This window comes from Kitasatospora sp. NPDC059648, assembly GCF_042734825.1.
Classification (GTDB): domain Bacteria; phylum Actinomycetota; class Actinomycetes; order Streptomycetales; family Streptomycetaceae; genus Kitasatospora.
The window spans coordinates 1-20,430 of the sequence record NZ_JBHWDU010000035.1; the positions used below are offsets into that span (position 1 = coordinate 1).

Genomic DNA, 20,430 nt, shown 5'->3' on the forward strand with positions numbered 1-20,430 from the left:
CGCCGGCCCCGCGCCGGCGCCCCCGCCCCCCCCTACCTGCCGCCCCCCCGCGCCCCGCGGGGGCGGGCGGGGGGGGGGCACCCCGCGCCACCGCGGTCGGGTCGCGGGTCAGCCGAGCGCGGCCTCCCGGAGCCGGGAGGCGGCCTGCTCCGGGCTCACGTCGGTGACGAAGGCGTCCATCCCCGATTCCACGCCGGCCAGGTACTTGAGCTTGCCCGGCGCCCGACGGACGGTGAACAGTTCTAGGTGGAGGGCGAGTTGTCCGCCGCCGGTGCGGGGGGCCTGGTGCCAGGCCGAGATGTACGGGGTCCGGTTGGGCGCCGCGCCGGGCGGGGCGGGGAACAGGGCGTCGAAGCGGCGCAGCAGGTCCAGGTAGAGGCCGGGGAACTCGGCGCGTTCGGGTTCGGTCAGCTCGGTGAGGTCGGCGACCCGGCGCTTCGGGTAGAGGTGGACCTCGTACGGCCAGCGCGCGGCGAACGGCACGAAGGCGATCCAGTGTTCGCCCCGCAGGACCAGCCGCTCCGGGGTGTCCTGCTCGGCGGCGAGAAGGTCCTCGAACAGGTTCCGGCCGGTGCGGTCGCGGTGCGCCTCGGCCCGGGCGATCATCCGGGTGGTGCGGGAGGGGACGAAGGGGAAGGCGTAGATCTGACCGTGCGGGTGGGCGAGCGTGACGCCGATCTCCTCTCCGCGGTTCTCGAAGCAGTACACCTGCCGCACGCCGGGCAGGGCGGACAGTTCCGCCGTGCGGTCGGTCCAGGCGTCCAGCACCAGGCGCGCCCGCGCCTCGTCCAGGTCCGCGAAGGAGGCGTCGTGGTCGGAGGTGAAGCAGACCACCTCGCAGCGGCCGTTGCCGGGTCGGAGGGTGTGCAGGGGCGCGTCCCGCGCCGCGACGTGCTCGGCCGACCCGGGCGCGAGCGAGGGGAAGCGGTTCTCGAACACCGCCACCTCGTAGTCGGCCGCCGGGATCTCGCTGAGCCGCCCGTCCCGGGAGGGGCACAGCGGGCACTCGCCGGCCGGCGGGCGGTAGGTGCGCTGCTGGCGGTGGGCGGCCACCGTGACCCACTCGCCGAGCACCGGGTCGAGCCGGATCTCGGAGAGGCTGGCCGCGGGCTCCAGGGGGCGTTCGTCCCGGACGTCGCGGACGGCTCCCGCCGCCTGGTCGAAGTAGACCAGTTCGCGGCCGTCGGCCAACTTGGTGGCGGTTCTGTGCACCGCTGTACTCCTTACGCGTTGGACGTCGCCCCGGCAGTTTTCAAGCTTCAACAGATTCAAACAAACACGATCGCTTGTCAACAAGGACTGTCCCGGGGTGCTGGTGTTTCCCGGTGGTCCGCGCGACCCGCCTGATCATGTCCATCCAGGTTCACCGCAGACATTGACCTTGAGGGCCAGGCATGTTTGATTATGTCGAATTTGCTCCCGCTTGCCGACATCACCGCCGGCGAGGACCAACCCCGCTCACCACACATGGAGCTGAACAGATGATCGACGAGGCCGCCACCGACTTCGAGGCCGTCCACGCGGCACGGCCGAGCGGCGTCTGGGCCGCCCCCGGCCGGGTGAACCTGATCGGAGAACACACCGACTACAACGACGGCTTCGTCCTGCCGATCGCCCTTCCGCACACCACCCGGGTCAGCGCGCGCCGCCGGACGGACGGACGGCTGCGGCTGTACAGCGCCCAGGGCGACGGCACGGTCACCGACCTGGCGCTGGAGGGACTGGCGCCCGGCGCCGTGGCGAGCTGGGCGAGCTACCCGGCCGGGGTCTTCTGGGCGCTCGCCGAGGCGGGCCACCCCGTCGGCGGGGCCGACCTGTTCGTCGACAGCGACGTGCCGACCGGCGCCGGGCTCTCCTCCTCGGCCGCCCTGGAGTGCGCGACGGCCGCGGCCCTGAACGACCTGTACGAACTGGGCCTGACCGCGCCGGAACTCGCCCTGATCGCCCAACGGGCGGAGAACGCCTTCGTCGGCGTGCCCTGCGGAGTGATGGACCAGATGGCCTCCGCCTGCTGCACGGACGGCACCGCGCTGTTCCTCGACACCCGGACGCTGGAACAGCGGCACGTGCCGCTCGACCTGGCGGCGGCGGGCCTGCGGCTGCTGGTGATCGACACCCGGGTCAAGCACGACCTCGGCGACGGCGCCTACGCGGCCCTGCGGGCGGGCTGCGAGCGCGCCGCGGGCCTGCTCGGTCTGCCCGCGCTGCGCGACCTCCCGGCCGCCGACCTGGCCCCGGCCCTGGACCGGCTGCCCGGCGAACTCCGGCCGCTGGTGCGGCACGTGGTGACCGAGAACGGGCGTGTGCTGGAGACGATCGACCACCTGGGCCGCGGTGAGCTCGCGGCGCTGGGGCCGGTGCTGACGGCCGGACACGCCTCGCTGCGCGACGACTTCCGGGTCTCCTGCGCGGAGACGGACCTCGCGGTGGAGTCCGCCGTCGCCGCCGGGGCATTGGGCGCCCGGATGACCGGCGGCGGCTTCGGCGGCTCCGTCATCGCGCTGGTCGAGGCCGCGGATCCGGCGGCGGTCGCCGAGGCGGTGCGGTCGGCCTTCCGCTCGGCGGGCTTCACCGCACCCGTCACTTTCACCGCGGTGCCGTCGGCGGGCGCCCGGCGGGTGGCCTGACCCGGCCGAACGCCGAGCCGGCCGCCCGCTCAGCCGAACGCCGGGACGACGACCAGCTCGCCGACCGCCTCGGCGACCACCTCGCGGGCGGTCGCCGGGAGGGCGTCGTCGGTGACGAAGCAGTCGACCTCGGCCAGCGTCGCGAAGCTGCTCAGCCCGACCACGCCCCACTTGGTGTGGTCCGCGACCACGACCGTACGGCGTGCCGAGGCGATCAGAGCCCGGTTGGTCTGCGCCTCGGCCAGGTTGGGCGTGGTGAGGCCGGCCTGCTCGCTCACCCCGTGCACGCCGAGGATCAGCAGGTCCACGTGCAGCGAGCGGATCGTCTGGTCGGCCAGCGCCCCCACCAGCGCCGCCGAGCGGGTGGGCGACCCACCCGTCAGCAGCAGCGAGGGGACGGTCTCCCTCCCCTCGCTCCCCGCCGCCCAGAGCAGGTCCGCGATCCGCAGCGAGTTGGTCACCACCGTCAGCCCCGGGACCTCCAGGAGCCGGGCGGCGACCGCGTAGGTCGTGGTTCCGGCCGAGAGGGCCACCACGCTGCCCGGCTCCACCAGCTTGACCGCGGCGTCCGCGAGCGCGGCCTTGGTGCCCTCCTCCAGCCCGGACTTGGCGTCGAAGCCGGGTTCGAAGGTGCTCGCCGTCCCGGTCGCCACCGCGCCGCCGTGGACCTTCTCCACCGCGCCCTGACGGACCAGCGCGTCGAGGTCCCGGCGGATGGTCATGTCGGACACGCCGAACTGCTCGACCAGTTCGGCGACCCGGACCGCGCCGGCCCGGCGGATCGCCTCCAGGATCAGTGCCTGGCGCTGGGCGGCGAGCAACGTCTGGTCAGCCACGGAGGACCTTTCGATCGAACGAGCACGTGCGGCTTGGGCGTTCTCGTCGGCGACCGGGAACGCGGCCGGGTCCTGCGGGAGTCATTATCCCAGCACCGCCGGCCGGCTGTTCCCCGGTACCGGTCCGGGAAGCGGACCGCCGGCGCCGCGTTCGATCGCGGCACCGGCGGTCAGGGGACGGCCGGTTCCCCGGCCCGCAAGGCCGGGCCGACGCCCTAGGCGGGCAGGCCGACCGCGCGGTCGCGGTTGCGGCGCTGCTGGATGACGACGGCGGCGACCAGCAGGGCACCCTGGGCGACGTTCTGCCAGAAGGAGTTGATGTTCTGGACGGTGAGGCCGTTCTGCAGTGCGCCGAGCAGCGCGACGGCGAGCAGGGTGCCTCCGATGCCGCCCTTGCCGCCCTTGAGGGCGCAGCCGCCGAGGGCGGCCGCGGTGATCGACTGCAGCTCCAGGCCTTCGCTGCCGGAGACGGGCTGGCCGCTGCCGGTGCGGGCGGTGAGCAGCACGCCCGCGAGGGCGGCGACGGTGCCGGAGAGGGCGTAGGCGGCGATCAGGTACTTGTTGAGGTTGATGCCGGCCAGGCGGGCGGCGGTGTCGTTGCCGCCGATGGCGTAGATGTTGCGGCCGATGTCGGTGTAGGTGAGCAGGGCGTGCACGGCGAGGGCGGTGAGCACCAGCAGCCAGACCATGGTGGGCAGGCCGGCGATCCGCCCCCGGCTGAGGAAGACGAACACCGGGTCGTTGAGCACGTAGCCCTGGGCCCGGCCGTCCGAGACGAGCTGGGCGACGCCCTTGTAGGCGGCCAGTCCGGCGAGGGTGGCGATGGTCGGGTTGACCCGGCCGTAGACGATGACGACGCCGTTGAACAGGCCGATGCCGGCGCCGATGGCGAGGGCGGCGCCGATGCCGAGGTAGGGGTTGGCGCCGGTGGAGGTGAAGACCATCGCGCTGGTGACGGAGGCCAGGCCGGCCTGGGAGCCGACCGAGATGTCCAGGCCGCCGCAGATGATCACCACGGTCTGGACGACGGCCAGCAGTCCGGAGATGGTGACGGCCTCGGCGATGACCTGGATGTTGTCCCAGCCGGCGAAGTTCGGGTTGAGCCAGCCGAACAGGGCGACGACGGCGACGAGGGCGCCGATCAGGCTGAGGTTCTGGCCGCCGACCGCGGCCAGCACGGCGCGCGGGCCACCGGACCGGGCGGTCGCGGCTCCGGCGTCCGGCGCCGGGGCGGTCGGGGGAGTGGCGGTGGTCATGCGCCCACCTCGCTGCGCTCGGCAGGGGCACTTGCCCACGCGCGCCTTTCGACGGTTCGCTCGCTGCGCTCGTTCACTGGGTCTCTCCGGTCTGGGCGGGGGCGGTGGTGGCCAGGTCGTCGGCCATGGCGAGGGCGAGGACGGCCTCCTCGGTGGCCTGCTCGCGGGTGAGCTCGCCGGTGGTGCGGCCGTTCTGCATCACCACGACCCGGTCGGCGAGGCCGAGCACTTCGGGCAGTTCGGAGGAGATGACCAGGACGGCGGTGCCCGCGTGGGCGAGGTCGGCGATGATCTGGTAGATCTCGGCCTTGGCACCGATGTCGACGCCGCGGGTGGGCTCGTCGAGGATCAGCAGGTCGGGCCTGCGGGCTAGCCAGCGGGCCAGGACGACCTTCTGCTGGTTGCCGCCGGACAGGGTGCGGACCTCCGCCTCGACGGACGGGGCGCGGACCCGCAGCCGGTCGGCGTACTCCTGGGCGAGGTCCTTCTCCTGACGGCGCCTGACGAACCGCCAGCGGCTCAGCCGGCCCAGGCTGACCAGCGAGGTGTTGTCCCGGATCGTGCGGTGCAGGAACAGCGCCTGGGCCTTGCGCTCCTCGGGGGCCAGACCGATGCCCGCGGCGATGGCGTCGCCGGGGTTCCTCAGCCGCAGGACTTCGCCGTTGAGGGTCACCGTGCCGGAGCGGATCGGGGCGTCGCCCGCCAGCGCCAGGGCCAGTTCGGACCGTCCGGCGCCGATCAGGCCGGCCAGTGCGACGACCTCGCCGGCCCGGACCCGCAGATCGATGCCGTGCACGTCGTCGGTGCTGAGGTCCTCGACCTCCAGGACGACCCGGTCGGTGGCGACCTGCTGGCGGACGAACATCGAGGACAGGTCTCGGCCGACCATGAGCCGGACGAGTTCGCCCTCGCCGGTGGCGGCGGCCTGGACCATGCCGGCCACCCGTCCGTCGCGCAGCACGGCGATGCGGTCGGCGAGCCGGAAGATCTCCTTCATCCGGTGGGAGACGTAGATGACCGCGATGCCCTCGTCGCGCAGGCGTCCGATCAGGGCGAACAGGGCCTCCACCTCGTGCTCGGAGAGCGAGGAGGTGGGCTCGTCGAAGGCGATCGCGCGTGGCGGCACGGAGCCGGTCAGCGCACGCATGATCTCGACCAACTGACGCTGTGCCGCCGTGAGTTCGGAACCGAGCAGGGCGGGGTCGAGGACCTTGTCGAAGCCGAGGCGGCGCAGGTCGGCGACGATGCGCCGGTGCAGCCCGGCGCGGTCCAGGCGGCGCAGCCGGGTGCGGGGCAGCGCGCCGGCGTAGACGTTCTCGGCGACCGGGACGTGCGGGATGATCTCGGGTTCCTGCGGAATGATCCGGATCCCGGCCCGGCGGGCGTCCTGCGGGGAGTTCAGCTCCAGGGGCCGGCCGTCCAGCAGGACGCGTCCCCCGCTGGGGCGGTGGTCGCCGGTGAGGATGCGCAGCAGGGTGGACTTGCCGGCACCGTTCTCGCCCATCAGGGCGGTGACCTGGCCGGGCGGGAAGCTGAGGGTGACGTCCGTCAGCGCCTGGACGGCGCCGAAGCGCTTGGACACGCCCTCGGCGCTCAGGCCGGCCGAGCCGTCCGGTGGGGGAAGGGGCGGGGATTCAGGTGGGGTCATCGAGGCCTCGTTGGCGGTGCGGTGCGGACGGTCTTGGGGAGCGTCGGGGTGCGGCAGGGCCTGGTCGGGCCTGCCGCACCGTCGGCTCGGCGCGACGCCGGACGCGGCGTCAGCTGCAGGACACGCCCGCGGACTGCCAGGTCGTGGCGTCGACCATCTTGGTCGGGGCGAAGGCCTCCTTGGGGAAGTCCTTGCCGTTCTTGAGCTTGTCGTACATCGTCTGCACCGACAGGGCGCCGACGTCCTTGCCGTTGATGAACAGCGCGGCCTTCATGCCGGAGGGCTTGCCGGAGGCCCAGTCCTTGCACGCCAGGTAGGCGCCCAGGCCGACGCCGTCGATGTCGTCGGGGCTGACCCCGGCGTTCTGCAGGGCGGTGACGGCGCCCTGGACGTTCTCGTCGTTGCAGCCCCACACCACCCAGTGCTTGACGCCGGCGTTGGCGGTGATGGTGGCGGCCACCTTGTCCTGTGCGCCGGTCGGCGTGTTGTCGGTGGCCACGTCGATGTTCTGCACGCCCGGCGCGGCCTGGTCGAAGGCGGTCCTGGCAGCCTTGACCCGGTCGCCGCAGACGGTCACGTCCTGCTTCCAGGCGGAGATGATCCGGGTGTCGGCCGCGTTCCAGCCGGCCTTCTTGAACTCCTCCGCGGCGCGCTGGCCGACCTGCTGGCCCATCTGCTGGCCGGAGAAGCCGATCCGGGGGACGAGGTCTCCGGCGGCGCACTGGGTCGGGGAGGGGCCGCTCGCGCAGACCTGGTCGTCGGAGGTGAGCAGCGCCGCCTTGGCGTCCCGGGCGGTCTGGACGACCTGCGGGCCGACCGCAGGGTCCGGCACCACGATGATCAGGCCGTTGCTCTTCTGGGCGATCGCGGCCTGCACCTCGCCGACCGTCTTGTTGGCGTCGTTGCCGAGGTTGACGACCTTCAGGTCGGCGCCCAGCTCGGCCGCCTTGGCCTTGGCGCCGGCGGCCTCGTCCACGAAGTACTGCTGGTCGCCCTGCTTCTGCAGGTAGGTGATCGAGACCTTGCCGGAGACCGGGGCCACCGGGGCGTCGGCGCCGGAGGAGGAGGTCTGCCCGGTGGAACAGGCCGTCAGACCGAAGGCGGTGACCAGGCTCAGCGCGGCGAGCGGGGCCAGGCGGCCACGGGGGGAGAGGTGCATGGTGGGGCTCCTGAAGGTGGGGGCCGATCAGCCAGTAGCAACAGAATCGATCAGAAAGCATCGGAATTAAACGCGACGGAGCAAAAGAAAACGCCCCGTTCAGGCCTGAGTCAAGCTCAGCTTTGCCTCCGGGGCGGTTTCGAAACCGTCTCGTGATGCCCGCCGGTCCGTGCGGGCGCGCTGCGCACTCCGTCGAGGGGCCTGACGGTCCTCCTGGTCAGGGATGCTCAACGGGGGAGCGTTCGGGCTCACTTGACTACCGATCGGTAGGCAGGCGCCCGGGACAGCTTCGGTCAAAGGCGAGACGGCGTCAATAGCGTCGGCACCCCCCGTCCCGTCGGCCCGGGGCGGCGTTGACCGACCTTCCTTTCTCGGGGTGTTGATTGGTGTTGGAAGTTGCCGCTAGGCTCTCCTGCCGCGGCGGGCTGGTCGCACACCCTGCGAGGGACACCGCCGTCCCCGGCGGCGAGGTCCTCGCGAGCTGGGCGACGGAGCGTTCCACGGTCGCCCCGTCGTGGCTCGCCCGCGGAAGGACGCAGACGGGCCCGACCGGCAGCAGTCGACGGCGGGGCTGACCGGGCGAGGCGGTCGGGTCCCAAGCCGTCGGGGCTGCGCCGCGCCCCGGATCGGGCTCAGACCATCCGGGCCGTCGTCCCGCCGCCGGCCCGCGAGCCCTCCAGAGAGGCCAGCACTCCGTTCATGGCCGGGCGTGAACCGAACCTCGGTCGCCACCGGGTCAAGGCCCTGGAACGCAAGGGTCACCTGTACCGCGACCCGTACCGGCCTCGCGCCTACCGCGTGTGGGCCGACCGCCAGACCGCACTTGCGCCCGCCCCGTGCCGCTGGTGGGTACGACCACCGCTGGCGGCCCGATCCTGGCCTGGCTGCGTCAGGCCGGCTGTGCCTCGGGTTCGCGGGTGCACGGATGCGCGGTGGGACAGGCCGGGCAGCCGCGGACGTCGACCAGGTCCGCGACGGCGTCGAAGAGCTCCTGGTCGCGCTCGACGGAGCTGGCGCCGTCGAACGTCGCGTACTCCTCGGCGGTGCCGACGGTGCCCTCGGCCAGGTGAGCGCAGGCAGCCGAGCGCGGCGAACTTGTCGGCGCCCACAAGAAGGCCGGCGCACTGTCCGTGACAACCGTCGGCAACGAGACCACCGCCTACACCGGCAGCTTCGGCAGCAGCACCGGGAACCTCATCCTCATGCGGGTCGGCACCGTCTTCGCCGGTGTGCTGGTACCGGGCCGTCGGACGGGCCACAACTGCAGAAGACGGCCACCATGCTCGCCCGGCGCATCGAGCGGACCGCCGCCGGCCAGCACGCCGAAGCCACCGTCGACACCGCCTGAGCCGCCGCCCGTCGGCGCCCGCCGTCCGTCACCACGCCGCCGCGCGTCCCCGGGCGGCGCGGGCGCAGCGCACACCCATTCTTCGCCCGATGTGCTACGGATGCGGCGAACCCGGCTCTCCAGTGGCGGTGGGCGGTGATGGCCCCCGCCTGGTTGGTTCCGCCGGGCGGGGGGATCGGGTGAGTGTTGTTCGAGGTCGGATGATGGGGTGGTCGCTCCTGCGCCGTCCCGGCGGACATCATCGCGGGGCGGGCTGCAGGGACCTGTGGAAGGATGTTGATGTCGTGCCCCGGCCCGATAGCGGCGGGCCGGGACACCAGATTGGGCCGGTGGAGTTAGTCCTACTTCTCGCCGTGCTCGCCGTGCTCGCCGTGCTCGCCGTGCTCGCCGTGCTCGCCGTGCTCGCCGAAGCCGAAGTCGTGGCGCACGACCCGGAAGCTGCCGACGACGCCGTCGTCGACCTCGATACCGTCGTGCACGCGCTTCGGGTGCACGCCGTCGCTGGCGCTGTGCGGCCCGACGGTGGCGATGGGGGCGCCGTTGTCGCAGACCGCTCCGCTGAAGACCTCGACGGTCCGGTGGCTGTCGTTGCGGACGTTGAGCGACTTGGCGCCCAGGCCGCTGACCACGGTCATGCAGCCGAAGTCGTCGGCGGAGTACGTCCGCTCGTTGATGTGGATGACGCCCCGGTGCTCGTGACGCTCGTGACGCCCGTGACGCTCCCGGCCCTCGTCGCCCTTGCCCTCGTTGCCCTTCGTGCCGCCGTCGAGGGGGGCCAGGGCGGGAGCGGCCGCCGGGGCGGCCTTCTCAACGACCGGGGCCGCCTTCGCCACGGGCTCGGAAGCGGCCGACGCGTAGCTGATGCCGGTCACGGCCACGGCCGCCGACGCCGCGAGGACAACGGCGGTGGTCATCTTGTTCATGGACCCTCTCCTGTTACTGGACTGAATCGGCTTGGCGCCGACATGAATGAACGTATCGACCGCCTAAATGGCTGTCATATCAATCCGCCGCCGAATGGCTGACGAACAGGTCTAAATGAGTGTCAGGTAGACCCCCCGAACCACCGCCGGAGATGATGTGGGAACGTCGGCCGTGTTCTCAAATCAGCCAAACTGCACGGGAGTTGACGGACAGCTTGGTGGCGCCCGGATTGTTTTTGACTTCTCCTCACTCATTCGGCCGATCTCGGCATTTGTCAGCGGCGGCGGGGCCGGAATGACGGTGAGCCAGATCGCTGGATCGGCCGGACGTGCCGAGGGCCGGACGGCCGCGGTGGAGTGCGGGGCTCCGTGCAAGCGGGGGGCCTCGGACCTCCTTGGGAGTGGGCCCGAAGCGGACTGGTGGCGGCGTACGCGCTGGGCGGCTCGGCTGCCGCCGCGGTCACGAGGCTCGCCGCAGGTCGCGGTCGAAGGCCACCGGGCGGCCACCGAGTCGCCCGCGCCGCAGCCGGTTGGCCGTCGACGGCCAGGTGGAGCTTGGTGGTCAGCCCACCCCGGGAGCAGCCGAAGACACGACCTCAGGACGGGCACGGGCCCTCCGGTGATCGCTGAGCGTCGAGAGCTCCGTGATCACGACGCATCTCCGGGCTCGCCGGGAGCGTCGCGTGGCATGCGACAAAGGGCGGCCGCCTGCAGCGGTGGGCACGCGGCGGGGCTCACGGCGGTGATCTCGTCGCACAAACCCCCGGCGATATCGCCAGCGGCGCGCCGCATCGTCCTGCTCACCGGTATGTCCGGAATATCTGGCAGCATGCGGTGGGACCCAGTTCCGTGATCGAAAGTAGGCACGATGAACCGCACCGAACTCGTGGCAGCCGTCTCCGAGCGGGCCGGCCTTCCGAAGAAGGACGCCGATGCCGTCCTCTCGATGCTCGCCGAGATCGCTGGCGAGATCGTCTTCAAAGGCGACGAAAAGCTGGTGATCCCCGGCTTCCTGACGCTGGAGCGCACCCACCGCGCTGCCCGTAAGGCCCGCAACCCGCAGACCGGGGAACCGATCGAGATCCCGGCCGGCTACAGCGTCAAGGCCACTGCCGGCTCCAAGCTCAAGGAAGCCGTGAAGTAGCGGCAGCCGCGGCCCGCGTGCCGCTCTGGCCGCGGGTCACTGCGGCCCGCAGGGTGCGCGGGGCCGAGGCCGGGAACTGCCCCAGGTCGTGGAGAACGGGCCAGGCCGGCGTGCCGGCGAAGGTGCCCGAACGCAGGGTCTCTCCGGACAGCCCGTGCTTGCGGCATTCGACGCCGTAGTGCAGCAGGACCTCCGGCGCCAGACCGTCCAGATCGATGCCGAACACCGTCAACGCGCAGCAGACGTCCCGCACCGTCCGTGTCCGACGCGGCCCCGAGGCGGGCAGCTGCCCGACGCGCAGGCAGAAGTCCTCAAGAAGCGGATCGTTCGCTGCGCCGCTTCCTGGAAGTTGGCTACGGCGTCGCCGTACGTCTTCGCCCAGTCGGTCAGGGCTGCGATGGGTCCGGTGAGGGTTTGGCCCAGGTCGGTGAGGCTGTATTCGACCCGCGGGGGTGCCTCGGCATAGGCACGGCGTTCGATCAGGCCGTAGCTCTGAAGTCTGCGCAGCGTCTGGGTGAGTACCTTGCGGGAGATACCACCGACGAGGTCGACGAGCTCGCCGTGCCGACGGGGCCCGCGACTGAGGGCGAACAGGACGACGACGGCCCATTTCGACGCGATGGTCCCGGCTGACGTTGAGAGCGCGCTGGACGTCATACCGGACAGAACCCAGCGACTGATCGACGCGGCCGCCGCCTCCGACGCCCCCTGGCGCACCCCTCCCGTGCCGGAAATGCCCGCGCCCGTGGGTCTGTTCGGTGTGACCGACCCGGCGGACACGGCGTGGCTGCGCACCATGCTGTCGGACGAGTCGGTGCGCTGCTTCCTCCAGCCGGTCCGGCTGGACGACCCGGCCGTGGATGCGATCTCCCGGACACACATCCACTGTGTCGGCAGCGCACCGGGGGACGTCACGCGCCGCCCGGTTCCGGCGGTGCGGCCAGGCGGCGCTGCGTCGCAGGTGTGGGAGCTGCGGAGCGGCCATGACTGCATGGTCACCGTGCCGGACGCACTCACCGACCTGCTGTTGAAGGCCGGCTGACCGGTTGCCGGTCGCCTGGCGCCTCCCTGAGCCGAGTCCCGGACTCGGCTCAGGGAAGCGCTCCTGGACGCACGGCCGTGTCGGGGCTGCCTCAGCCTCCTGGCGGCACCGTCGGCACGACTGCGGGGCGTCAGGGGCGAACGGATGCGGATAGCGGCTGGTACGCCGGGCTGAGACGCCGCACAGCGTTCCGCGTGCGCCCACCGCGCGCTCGACACCGGGAACGCCGTTCACCTCGCAGGCACCGGATCGGGAAGGCTCTCCGCGCTGTTGCAAACGACCAGCCACGGTTCGGGGCACCGATCACGCGCACGAGCATGCCACAGCCGTACCTCGCCCGACGTTGATCACCGACATCGCGAGTTCGACGTGAGTAGCCGTCAGTGCCAGGTGCTACCCGAACTCGCCTGATCGCCTACGTGAGCAGCGCCGCCGTGACCCCAGAAGCCTTCGAGCAGAGCGACCTGGCGGATCAGGCTACGGGAGGGACGGCGCGGGCCAGGGGTTCCAGCTCTCCGTAGAGGGCGGCATGCAGCGCGGCTGCGAGTTCGCGGGCTCGTTCCTCGCTCCGCACGCCGTGCATCATGAAGTACACCGGCCCCGTGTAGGCGTCCAGGTCGACCTCGTGGTTCTGGATCAGGCGAGTGATCGCCGCCCGAATCGCGTCGTTGACGGCGCCGGTGACCGTGTGGCCCGAGCCGGCGGTGAGGGTGTCCGCCTTCACGGTCCACTGCTGGCGCTTTTCGGATTCGATGGCGACGAATGCGACGTTGTGCGCCATGGCGTTGCGGTAGACGTCGTGAAAAGCGTCGGTGCCGGTGGCGTCCGGGATGAGATGGGCGGGGCAGGGAACTGGCAGCGGCTGCATCAGGGGATTGTGTCAGGAGGTAGGACCCGGTTTCATCCGCCGATGCGGCCGTTCGGCTCGGAGGCCACGGCGAGGGCGGCGGCGCGGGATCCTGCGCCCTTGGTGGCCTTGGTGGCCTTGGTGCGGGGCTGGACGGTGGCGAAGGCCGACTCGATGGGTTTGGTGGTCCGCAGGTGGATCCAGTGCTCAGCGGGGTAGTCGTAGAACTCCAGCAGCACGTCCCGGCGGCGTACAGGTGTGAAAACGGCCAGGCCTGGTCTCCGGTCCCCAGTCGGCTGGACTGTTCAACGGTCTGAGGAGTGTGGGGAGCTGGAGAGCGCCTCGGGGCCCACCCGCCGATGGTCGGCGGGCCCCGAGGCGGCGGGTCGGATCGAGGCCCTGGCGGGTGAGGCGCTCCCGGCCCACCGGCTGCGCCCCAGCGTTCTGACTGACCCATCGGTCTCTCGCCCGGGCCGACGCACGGCCGATCAAACCGATTGAACAAATGTCTTACACAAACGTCTAACTCTGGGCTATGCTCTTCCCGTCGATCAAGCCGTCGGCCACATCCGACTCTCCGGGGGACCAGACATGACCAACCTCACCGCGACCACGCCCGCCACCGCTTCCCGGGCCGAGCTGTTCATCGACGGCCGCCGGCTCTCGTACCTCGACTTCGGCGGCACGGGCCGGCCGCTGGTCGCCCTGCACGGGCACCTGTCCGAGGGCGCCACCTTCGCCGACCTGGCCGCGGCGCTCGGCCCCCAGTGGCGGCTGGTCGCCCCAGACCAGCGCGGTCAGGGCGAGTCCGACCGCACCGCCGACTACTCCCGCGAGGGCTACCTCGCGGACCTGGAGGCCCTCCTGGACCATCTGGGCCTGGGTGAGGTCGTCCTGCTCGGCCACTCCCTCGGCGCCGTCAACGCCTACCAGTTCGCGGCCCGCCACCCGGAGCGCGTCGCCGCGCTCGTCAACGCCGAGGGCCCGGTCGCGCTCGGCCTCGACGGCACCAACCCGTTCGGGTTCCTGCTGGACCTGCCCTACGACGCGCCCACCCGCGAGGCACTGGTCGAGGGGCTCGGCCCGGCCGCGCCGTACTTCTCCGAGCGCCTGCGCGAGAACGCCGACGGCACCTGGCGTCTGCCCTTCCACCCGCAGGACATGTACCGCTCCGAGGACCAGGTCCACGGCGACCACTGGGCCCACTGGACGGCCACAAGCTGCCCCGCCCTGCTGATCCGCGCGACCAAGGGAACCCTGCCGGCCGACCAGGCCGCCGCCATGGTCGAGCGCCGCCCCGGCATCGCGTTCGCCGAACTGGACGCCGACCACCTCCTGTACACCACTGCCCCGGACGCCTTCGCCACCACCGTCCGGAAATTCCTCGCCACCCTCTGACCGGCCCCACGCAGGCCGTTCCGCCCCGAAGTTCGGCTGGCTGACAGGCGACTCCGGAGGCCTGCCGCGCCGCCCCGGGCCGGCACCCTGGGGGGTGGGGAGACCTTGTGAGCAGGTCTGTCCCGAACCCGAGTAGGGGGTGGGGACTTCCAACGAGGTCAGACATCTGGGCCGTTCCCTGCCAGCGTCCTCGGCCCGGCCTCGCCTCCCGGTCACCCTGCCGCGACCGTCGAGGCTCCACCGTCTGCCGGCTCGCCGATGGACTGCTCGTCCTCGACGTCGGCGTCTGTGGTGATCAGGTGGAACGGGATACCGCCGCCATCACTGATCACGTGGTGCTTGCTTCCGGTCTTGCGGCGGTCGACCCGTGAGGGGCCGCTGGCCTCAACTGGCGCGGTCACCCCAGCCCGAAGATCACTGCTGATGTGCGCTTCGGGCTCGCTCGATTTCGGCGAGACGGGATCACCCCGTGCGAGTCCGTGGGGCCACAGCGTTCGGGAGAGCGAAGGGAGGAGGAACTGCCCGGCGTCAGCGGCCCGCCGGGCGAGACGTTGGTGCAGCGCGCGGCCACCCGCCCCGTCCACCGGGGCCGCCCCCGGACGGGTGGCCTTCCGGTCAGGCTTCCCAGGCGCCCAGGTCGATGCCCGGGTAGCGCACGCCGACGGCGCGCAGGGTGTCGGGCGTCCAGTACGGGTGGTGCGGCGGTGGGAAGCCGAGTGCCTGCAGCTGGGCGGGGGAGGACCGTTCCACCCACGCGACCCATTCGGGCCGCTTCCCCCGGAACGGCCAGGCGTGGTAGCCGACCCATTCCGCCTGCGCCGTGCGGAAGGCTGTGTTGAGCACGAAGCGGGCCGCGCCCGGGCGGGTGATGTCGACGGCCCGGTGGTAGGTGCGGGCCTCGAAGAGGAGCAGCGAGCCGGCCGGGCCGACCGCGCTCTGCTCCAGTGCGTACAGCTCCGGGTGCCGGGCCCGGTCGAGGTCGGCCTCGTCGTAGGGGAGCCCGCTGGTGTGCTGACGGCTCACCACCCGGGTGGCACTGTCGTCGTCCACGTCGTTGAGGTAGACGAAGGCGTTGACCTGGTGGAAGGCCGGGTCCTCGGACGGCACCAGCAGGCTCTGGTTGCGGTAGTCCAGGTGCAGGCGCTGGTCGTAGGTGTGCGGGCCGCCGTACTTGGCCCACAGGCACGCCTGGTAGATCCGCACGTCCGGGGTACCGAGGACCGTGCCCACTGCGGACAGGAGCTTCTCGTCGACGGCCAGTGCGTTCAACGGCTGCTGCGCCAGCGGGTAGTTGAGCAGTCCCTCGAACGGTCCGCTGACCAGTGCGGCGCAGCGCTCGCAGTCCGGGTGCTCGGCGAACTCCTCCGCCGTGGGGACGACTTCGGGCAGCGCGGTGAGCGCGGGGGCGAGTTCCTGCGCGGAGAAGAAGTGCGGGACCACGACCCAGCCGTGGTCGCGGTAGTGCTGCAGATGGGCGTCGGAGAGCGGCATGCGCGGGTGTCCCTCGGGTCGGCGGGTGGCTCGGAACGGGGGGTTGTGGGGGGCCGGGCAGCGGCGGTCAGCCCGTGGACTGCAGGGTTCCGCTGCGGCGCCCGCTCGCGGCGACCCGGCCGAAGGCCGGCAGGGCCAGCGCGAGCCAGCCGAGCGCGGTCGCCGTGCCCAGCAGCACCCGGAGCAGGACGGTGCCGACGGGCGCGCCGTCCAGGACGCCGCGCAGTGCCAGCAGGTCGTGGGTGAGCGGCAGGGTCCACGCCACCCACCGGACGGCGGTCGGCCAGACGGAGACCGGCACCTCCACGCCGCAGACGGCCATCATGCCGAGGTAGGCGACGTTGGAGATGGTGTTGCGCCAGGTGGTGGCCGACAGGGCGAGCGCGGACAGGAACAGGCCGAAGCAGTAGGTGCCGACCGCGGTGAGCGCCACCAGGCAGACCATGGCCGCGGCGCCGGGCACCGTCCAGTGCACCCCGAAGAACGGCCCCAGCACGAGCAGGGTCGTGGTGCTGGTGGCGATGCCGCTGGGAATCCACTGCAGGCTGCGGCCGACGAACACCCAGGCCAGCTCGGCGGGTGAGGCGACGAGCAGCGGCAGGGTCCCGCTGCGCCGCTCCCAGGCGCTGGAGGTGATCACCAGCATCGCCTCGATGGCGCAGGCCATCAGCGCGTTACCGACGAACAGGTAGCGCTCGCCCCCGGGGCTGCTGAACACCTTGCCGACCAGGGCGAAGAAGACGGCCTGGGAGAGCATCCGGGCCAGCCAGCCGAAGGTCCAGGTGGTCCAGGTGTACATGGCCCGGAAGTCCGCCGCGGCGATCATCGCGCCGGCGTGCACGGTGCGCCACGCGGAGGTCCGCGGTGCCCGCGGGGCGTGCTCCGGGAGCGTCGGGGCGGTGCTCGGGTGCGTACTCATGCCAGGTCCAGGGTGCCGAGGGCGTGGACCCGGCGCAGGACCCGCCGCATCAGCAGGCCCGCCGCGAGGTAGCCCGCCAGACCCAGCACGGCGATGGCCGCCAGCCGGGCCGCCGGCGCGGACACTGCCGCCGGGGCGAAGCAGTCCCGCAGCAGCCCGCTGGACCAGGAGAGGAAGACCAGCCGGCTGAGCGGTTGCACCGGTCCGGGCAGCATGCTGACCGGGACCAGGACGCCGCCGAGCAGGTAGACCGGGAAGCTGAGCGAGTTCTGGAAGATCCGCGCGGAGCGGGTCAGCACGAAGGCGCAGGCCATCGTCGCCGCAGTGCCGACCATGGCGAAGGCGCTGAGCAGCAGGCAGGCCACGAGCAGCACCGGGTGCCGGGGGACCAGGTGGATGCCGAAGGCGGCCTCGGCGACGATCCATGCCTCGCCGAAGGAGAGCAGGCTGACCGCCACCACGGCGCCGATCCGCCCGGTGACGGGCGAGATCAGTGCGGTGGGCGTGGCCACCACGGTCTCCAGCAGGCCGTCCGCCCGGTCCTGGCCGATGAGGTCGCCGGCGGTGAACAGCGCCATGCTCCAGAGCGCGATCAGCACCGGCGCCAGGACGGCGTAGGAGGCCAGGTCCCGGTGGCCGGTGTGGACCGAGACGGACAGGAAGACGAGGGTGTAGAGCGGAACGGTGAACAGCACCTGCAGTTCGCCGGGTGAGCGTCGCAGCAGCGCCAACTGGAGGCGGAACCCGGCCGCCACGCCCCTCACCGCGCTCCCACCCGAAAGCCCCGGTCGCCGATGACCTGGAGGTAGAGCTCCTCCAACCCGGGCGGGGAGGTGGACAGTTCGCGCACCCCCGCGTCGAGCAGAACGCTCAGGACGGCGGCCGAGCGGTCGGCGCCGCGGACCTGGATCCGGATCCGTCCGTCTCCCAGGTCCTCCAGGGCGGCGACGCCGTCGAGGGCCAGCAGCTCCGGGCGGACGGCCTCGGGGACGTCGCGGGCCTCGACCCGCTCGTACCCGCCGAACCACTCGCCGAGCTCCCTGGGGTGAGCGGTGGCCAGGACGGTCCCGCGGTCGATCAGTGTGACCCGGTCGCACAGCGCCTCGGCCTCGGCCATATCGTGCGTGGTGAGCAGTACGGTGTGCCCCTCGGTGCGCAGGTCGGCGACCACGTCGCGGAAGGCGCGGGCGGAGACCGGGTCCATCCCGGTGGTCGGCTCGTCCAGCAGGACGACCGGGGGGCGGTGGATCAGGCCCCGGGCCAGGTGCAGGCGCTGCTTCATGCCCCGGGAGAAGCGTTCGACCGGCTCGTCGGCATGGTCGGCCAGGCCGAAGCGGTCGAGCAGCTCGGCCGTGCGCACGGCCGCTTCGGCCCGCCGGATGCCGTACAGCGCGGCCCAGAAGCGGATGTTCTGACGCGCGGTCAGGCGTCCGTAGAGGCCGCGGTCGCCGCCCAGGACGATGCCGACGAGCGGGCGCACGCCGCGCGGGTCGGCTGCCGGGTCCCGGCCCAGGACCAGGGCCCGCCCGGAGGTGGGCAGCAGCACCGTCGAGAGGACCTTGCAGAGCGTGGTCTTGCCGGCACCGTTGGGGCCGAGCAGGCCGTGCACCGTCCCGGCTTTGATGTCCAGGTCGATGCCGTCGAGGGCCACCCGCTCGGCGGCGTCCGCCTTGCCGGTGGAGAACGTCCGGCGCAGTGCTCGGACCTGCACCGCGGTCATCGCGTACCCCCGGGCGCCGTGGCGACGGGGGATGACGGGTGAGTGGTGCTGACGGGCATGGAGACCTTCCTGCTTCCTGCTTCCTGCGGACGTGGCTGGCGGCTCAGCAGCAGGCGGGGAAGTCCGGCAGCTTGTTGGCCGGGGGCTTGTCCGCCGGCGGTGCGAGCGGGGCCGCCTGGTGGCTTTCGGAGCTGGCCGGCGCCTTGGTCGCCGGCGCCGCGAACGGCAGGGCGCTGGCGGAGAGGGCGAGGACGCCGAAGCCGACCCCTAGCAGCTTGGAAGTCAGGGCGGATCGCATGGGTGGCGCCTTTCGTGGGAGTCTCTCTTCGGTCTGCTCCCCAGCCCATGGCGGAGTGGAGCAGCTAGCATGGTCGTCGGGGCCAGTCATGCCTGTCAAGAGATCTTGTCATGAAAGGTCAGTGGGATGTCATCGCTAGTCGCAGTCGAGCAATCGGCGCCCGACGGCCCGCTCGGCCTTCGGCCGGGGCCCGGAGGCGGGAGCGGGGCGGCAACCGAACAGGGACAGGGGTGATGGCGGTGGCCGATCTGCAGGCACTCGGCAGGCGCGTCCGCGACCTCCGCAAGCGCCAGGGGCTCTCCCAGGGAGACCTCGCGGGCGAGGGGCTGTCGGCCAGCTACATCTCGCTGATCGAGTCCGGCAAGCGGAGCCCGTCGAAGGAGATCCTCCGGGCCCTGGCGTCGCGGCTGGGCTGCGATCCGGAGGTGCTGTTCGAGCTGATAGAGACGCCCGAGTCGGACGACGACGTCGAGCTCGAACTGCGGTACGCGGAGCTCTCGCTGCGCTCCGGGCAGGCCCAGGCGGCGTACGGCGCCTTCGCGGCCCTCCACGAGCAGGCCCAGGCGCGCGCGGACGAGTCGCTCGCCGCGCGGGCCCTGTGGGGCCGTGCCCGTGCGCTGGAGAACCTGGGCCGGCTGGAGGAGGCCGCGGCCGACTACGAACGCCTCCACCGGGCCAAGCCGACCGCCGCCGTCGTCGCCCCGCTGCTGGTGGTGGTGGCGCTCTGCCGCTGCTACCGGGAACTGGGCGACCTGACGCGCGGGGTCGAGCTGGCCGAGTCAACCCTCTCCGAGCTGCGCGACCTCGACCTGGCGCCGTCCCGGGAGAGCATCGAGGTGATCTCCACCCTGGTGGGGCTCTACAGCGAGCGCGGCGACCTGTACAGCGCCGGGAACCTGGCCGCCAGTGCGGTGGAGACCGCCCGCGCGATGGAGGACCGGCAGGCGCTCGGTGCGGCCTACTGGAACGCCGGGCTGGTCGCGCACCGCACCGGGCGCGTCGCCGACGCCCGCATGCTGGTCGAGCGCGCCCTGGCCATCTACGCCGAGGGGGACAACGACCGGAGCGTCGCCCGGCTGCGGATCGCGCACGCCTCGGTGCTGCTCCAGGGGGACCAGGTCCGGCCCCGGCTGGCCAAGTCCACGCTGGAGGAGGTCCTCTTGTCGCTGGACTCGATCGGCGGCAGCGCGGTGGACCGCGCGTACTGCGAGTCGGGTCTGGCCCGGGCGGCGCTGCTGCTGGGGGAGTCCGAATCGGCGGTCGAGCACGCCCGCCGCGGGCTCGTCCAACTCGGCCCCGGCCACCGGCTGCAGACGGCGCGGCTGCTGGTGGTGCTGGCGGCGGCGCTGCTGCAGACCGGCCGGACGGACGAGGCCCGGGAGGTCTACGAGCGGGCCGCACTGCAGCTGGAGGCGTCCGACGCGAGCCGTCAGGCCACCTTCGCGTGGGCGGAGCTCGCCGAGGTGCTGGCCTCGTCCGGGGACGCCGAGCGCGCGCTCTGGGCCTACCGCCAGGGCATGCGGCTGCTCGGCCACCGGAGCTTCTTCGGCGTTCAGGGCAACGGCCTGGGGGCGTCCCGCTCCACCTGACCACCGCTCCGCCTGACCACCTGACCGCCTGGCTGTCTGACCGCCTGCGGCGCTCCGCCACCCACCAGCCCGCCCGGGTCCCCTGTCCAAGGGGCCCGGGCGGCGGCGTTCGCCCGCCTGCCGCAGCGCGCCCGCGTGCTCCGGAAGACCGCGCCGCAGGCCCATGACAGCTATGACTAAACCGT

Annotated in this window: 20 protein-coding genes and 2 pseudogenes; 5 read left to right on the forward strand and 17 right to left on the reverse strand. The window is 72.3% G+C overall.

From position 1 onward, the window contains the following. Positions 1 to 108 precede the first annotated feature (108 nt). Positions 109 to 1,212 carry a galactose-1-phosphate uridylyltransferase gene (galT, locus tag ACFV1W_RS21335; RefSeq protein WP_380418751.1) on the reverse strand — a complete coding sequence of 368 codons (1,104 nt, stop codon included), beginning with the start codon at positions 1,210 to 1,212 and terminating at the stop codon, positions 109 to 111. 269 nt (positions 1,213 to 1,481) lie between these two features. Here galT and galK point away from each other — a divergent pair, with 269 nt between their 5' ends. Further along, a complete protein-coding gene (gene galK / locus ACFV1W_RS21340) occupies positions 1,482 to 2,627 on the forward strand; it encodes a galactokinase (protein WP_380418753.1) in 1,146 nt (381 codons plus the stop codon). 29 nt (positions 2,628 to 2,656) lie between these two features. On the opposite strand, the gene ACFV1W_RS21345 is transcribed toward galK, so the two are convergent. The 6 genes from ACFV1W_RS21345 to ACFV1W_RS21370 all read right to left on the reverse strand — a co-directional run bounded on the left by ACFV1W_RS21345 (position 2,657) and on the right by ACFV1W_RS21370 (position 9,797). Continuing rightward, entirely contained in the window at positions 2,657 to 3,463 is an 807-nt protein-coding gene (locus ACFV1W_RS21345; protein WP_380418755.1) for a DeoR/GlpR family DNA-binding transcription regulator, read from the reverse strand. A gap of 215 nt (positions 3,464 to 3,678) precedes the next feature. Continuing rightward, positions 3,679 to 4,719, reverse strand: coding sequence for an ABC transporter permease (locus ACFV1W_RS21350; RefSeq protein ID WP_380418757.1), 1,041 nt, complete (start codon positions 4,717 to 4,719; stop codon positions 3,679 to 3,681). Between the two features lie 73 nt (positions 4,720 to 4,792). Beyond that, complete coding sequence (locus ACFV1W_RS21355; RefSeq protein ID WP_380418759.1) at positions 4,793 to 6,367, reverse strand: sugar ABC transporter ATP-binding protein; 1,575 nt, start codon at positions 6,365 to 6,367, stop codon at positions 4,793 to 4,795. Between the two features lie 109 nt (positions 6,368 to 6,476). Then, a complete protein-coding gene (locus ACFV1W_RS21360; protein ID WP_380418761.1) occupies positions 6,477 to 7,526 on the reverse strand; it encodes a substrate-binding domain-containing protein in 1,050 nt (349 codons plus the stop codon). 889 nt (positions 7,527 to 8,415) lie between these two features. Then, positions 8,416 to 8,673, reverse strand: a complete 258-nt coding sequence (locus ACFV1W_RS21365) for a hypothetical protein (protein WP_380418763.1) — start codon at positions 8,671 to 8,673, stop codon at positions 8,416 to 8,418. A gap of 542 nt (positions 8,674 to 9,215) precedes the next feature. Further along, positions 9,216 to 9,797, reverse strand: coding sequence for a hypothetical protein (locus ACFV1W_RS21370; RefSeq protein WP_380418765.1), 582 nt, complete (start codon positions 9,795 to 9,797; stop codon positions 9,216 to 9,218). 868 nt (positions 9,798 to 10,665) lie between these two features. Between ACFV1W_RS21370 and ACFV1W_RS21375 the strand changes: the two genes are divergently transcribed. Beyond that, entirely contained in the window at positions 10,666 to 10,941 is a 276-nt protein-coding gene (locus ACFV1W_RS21375; protein WP_380418767.1) for an HU family DNA-binding protein, read from the forward strand. On the opposite strand, the gene ACFV1W_RS21380 is transcribed toward ACFV1W_RS21375, so the two are convergent. Together ACFV1W_RS21380 and ACFV1W_RS21385 are read right to left on the reverse strand one after the other, a co-directional pair. After that, positions 10,922 to 11,194 carry a hypothetical protein gene (locus tag ACFV1W_RS21380; RefSeq protein WP_380418769.1) on the reverse strand — a complete coding sequence of 91 codons (273 nt, stop codon included), beginning with the start codon at positions 11,192 to 11,194 and terminating at the stop codon, positions 10,922 to 10,924. The genes ACFV1W_RS21375 and ACFV1W_RS21380 overlap by 20 nt on opposite strands. After that, a complete protein-coding gene (locus ACFV1W_RS21385; RefSeq protein WP_380418770.1) occupies positions 11,170 to 11,598 on the reverse strand; it encodes a winged helix-turn-helix transcriptional regulator in 429 nt (142 codons plus the stop codon). The genes ACFV1W_RS21380 and ACFV1W_RS21385 overlap by 25 nt, the downstream gene beginning before the upstream one ends. Between ACFV1W_RS21385 and ACFV1W_RS21390 the strand changes: the two are divergent. Beyond that, positions 11,549 to 11,983 (forward strand): annotated as a pseudogene (locus tag ACFV1W_RS21390) (alpha/beta hydrolase); the annotation flags it as partial. The gene ACFV1W_RS21385 and the pseudogene ACFV1W_RS21390 sit on opposite strands and share 50 nt — an antisense overlap. A gap of 472 nt (positions 11,984 to 12,455) precedes the next feature. Here ACFV1W_RS21390 and ACFV1W_RS21395 read toward each other — a convergent pair. Together ACFV1W_RS21395 and ACFV1W_RS21400 are read right to left on the reverse strand one after the other, a co-directional pair. Beyond that, positions 12,456 to 12,851, reverse strand: coding sequence for a hypothetical protein (locus ACFV1W_RS21395; protein ID WP_380418772.1), 396 nt, complete (start codon positions 12,849 to 12,851; stop codon positions 12,456 to 12,458). A 62-nt stretch (positions 12,852 to 12,913) separates the two neighbouring features. Next, positions 12,914 to 13,075, reverse strand: a pseudogene (locus tag ACFV1W_RS21400) (IS256 family transposase); the annotation flags it as partial. A 346-nt stretch (positions 13,076 to 13,421) separates the two neighbouring features. Between ACFV1W_RS21400 and ACFV1W_RS21405 the strand changes: the two are divergent. Beyond that, the gene (locus tag ACFV1W_RS21405; protein WP_380418774.1) at positions 13,422 to 14,228 is read left to right on the forward strand and encodes an alpha/beta fold hydrolase; all 807 of its coding nucleotides are present in this window, start codon (positions 13,422 to 13,424) and stop codon (positions 14,226 to 14,228) included. A gap of 212 nt (positions 14,229 to 14,440) precedes the next feature. On the opposite strand, the gene ACFV1W_RS21410 is transcribed toward ACFV1W_RS21405, so the two are convergent. The 6 genes from ACFV1W_RS21410 to ACFV1W_RS21435 all read right to left on the reverse strand — a co-directional run bounded on the left by ACFV1W_RS21410 (position 14,441) and on the right by ACFV1W_RS21435 (position 18,656). Continuing rightward, on the reverse strand, positions 14,441 to 14,629 hold the full coding sequence (locus ACFV1W_RS21410; RefSeq protein WP_380418776.1) for a hypothetical protein: 189 nt from the start codon (positions 14,627 to 14,629) through the stop codon (positions 14,441 to 14,443). A gap of 214 nt (positions 14,630 to 14,843) precedes the next feature. Continuing rightward, positions 14,844 to 15,719, reverse strand: a complete 876-nt coding sequence (locus ACFV1W_RS21415) for a phytanoyl-CoA dioxygenase family protein (protein ID WP_380418778.1) — start codon at positions 15,717 to 15,719, stop codon at positions 14,844 to 14,846. A 67-nt stretch (positions 15,720 to 15,786) separates the two neighbouring features. Continuing rightward, positions 15,787 to 16,638 (reverse strand): ABC transporter permease, encoded by an 852-nt coding sequence (locus ACFV1W_RS21420; RefSeq protein ID WP_380418780.1) that lies wholly within the window; start codon positions 16,636 to 16,638, stop codon positions 15,787 to 15,789. Then, complete coding sequence (locus tag ACFV1W_RS21425) at positions 16,635 to 17,393, reverse strand: ABC transporter permease (RefSeq protein WP_380418781.1); 759 nt, start codon at positions 17,391 to 17,393, stop codon at positions 16,635 to 16,637. The genes ACFV1W_RS21420 and ACFV1W_RS21425 overlap by 4 nt, the downstream gene beginning before the upstream one ends. A gap of 5 nt (positions 17,394 to 17,398) precedes the next feature. Next, positions 17,399 to 18,358 (reverse strand): ABC transporter ATP-binding protein, encoded by a 960-nt coding sequence (locus tag ACFV1W_RS21430; protein WP_380418783.1) that lies wholly within the window; start codon positions 18,356 to 18,358, stop codon positions 17,399 to 17,401. Between the two features lie 103 nt (positions 18,359 to 18,461). Continuing rightward, positions 18,462 to 18,656 carry a hypothetical protein gene (locus tag ACFV1W_RS21435; RefSeq protein ID WP_380418785.1) on the reverse strand — a complete coding sequence of 65 codons (195 nt, stop codon included), beginning with the start codon at positions 18,654 to 18,656 and terminating at the stop codon, positions 18,462 to 18,464. A gap of 239 nt (positions 18,657 to 18,895) precedes the next feature. Here ACFV1W_RS21435 and ACFV1W_RS21440 point away from each other — a divergent pair, with 239 nt between their 5' ends. Next, positions 18,896 to 20,245, forward strand: coding sequence for a helix-turn-helix domain-containing protein (locus tag ACFV1W_RS21440; protein WP_380418787.1), 1,350 nt, complete (start codon positions 18,896 to 18,898; stop codon positions 20,243 to 20,245). Positions 20,246 to 20,430 lie beyond the last annotated feature (185 nt).

Excerpts from the sequence above, each read along its gene's own strand:
- galK (WP_380418753.1), top strand. The coding sequence starts at position 1,482 with ATGATCGACGAGGCCGCCACCGACTTCGAGGCCGTCCACGCGGCACGG.
- ACFV1W_RS21350 (WP_380418757.1), bottom strand. The coding sequence starts at position 4,719 with ATGACCACCGCCACTCCCCCGACCGCCCCGGCGCCGGACGCCGGAGCC.
- ACFV1W_RS21355 (WP_380418759.1), bottom strand. The coding sequence starts at position 6,367 with ATGACCCCACCTGAATCCCCGCCCCTTCCCCCACCGGACGGCTCGGCC.
- ACFV1W_RS21435 (WP_380418785.1), bottom strand. The coding sequence starts at position 18,656 with ATGCGATCCGCCCTGACTTCCAAGCTGCTAGGGGTCGGCTTCGGCGTC.
- ACFV1W_RS21360 (WP_380418761.1), bottom strand. The coding sequence starts at position 7,526 with ATGCACCTCTCCCCCCGTGGCCGCCTGGCCCCGCTCGCCGCGCTGAGC.
- ACFV1W_RS21395 (WP_380418772.1), bottom strand. The coding sequence starts at position 12,851 with ATGCAGCCGCTGCCAGTTCCCTGCCCCGCCCATCTCATCCCGGACGCC.
- ACFV1W_RS21420 (WP_380418780.1), bottom strand. The coding sequence starts at position 16,638 with ATGAGTACGCACCCGAGCACCGCCCCGACGCTCCCGGAGCACGCCCCG.
- ACFV1W_RS21375 (WP_380418767.1), top strand. The coding sequence starts at position 10,666 with ATGAACCGCACCGAACTCGTGGCAGCCGTCTCCGAGCGGGCCGGCCTT.
- ACFV1W_RS21405 (WP_380418774.1), top strand. The coding sequence starts at position 13,422 with ATGACCAACCTCACCGCGACCACGCCCGCCACCGCTTCCCGGGCCGAG.
- ACFV1W_RS21430 (WP_380418783.1), bottom strand. The coding sequence starts at position 18,358 with ATGACCGCGGTGCAGGTCCGAGCACTGCGCCGGACGTTCTCCACCGGC.
- ACFV1W_RS21415 (WP_380418778.1), bottom strand. The coding sequence starts at position 15,719 with ATGCCGCTCTCCGACGCCCATCTGCAGCACTACCGCGACCACGGCTGG.
- ACFV1W_RS21385 (WP_380418770.1), bottom strand. The coding sequence starts at position 11,598 with ATGACGTCCAGCGCGCTCTCAACGTCAGCCGGGACCATCGCGTCGAAA.
- ACFV1W_RS21370 (WP_380418765.1), bottom strand. The coding sequence starts at position 9,797 with ATGAACAAGATGACCACCGCCGTTGTCCTCGCGGCGTCGGCGGCCGTG.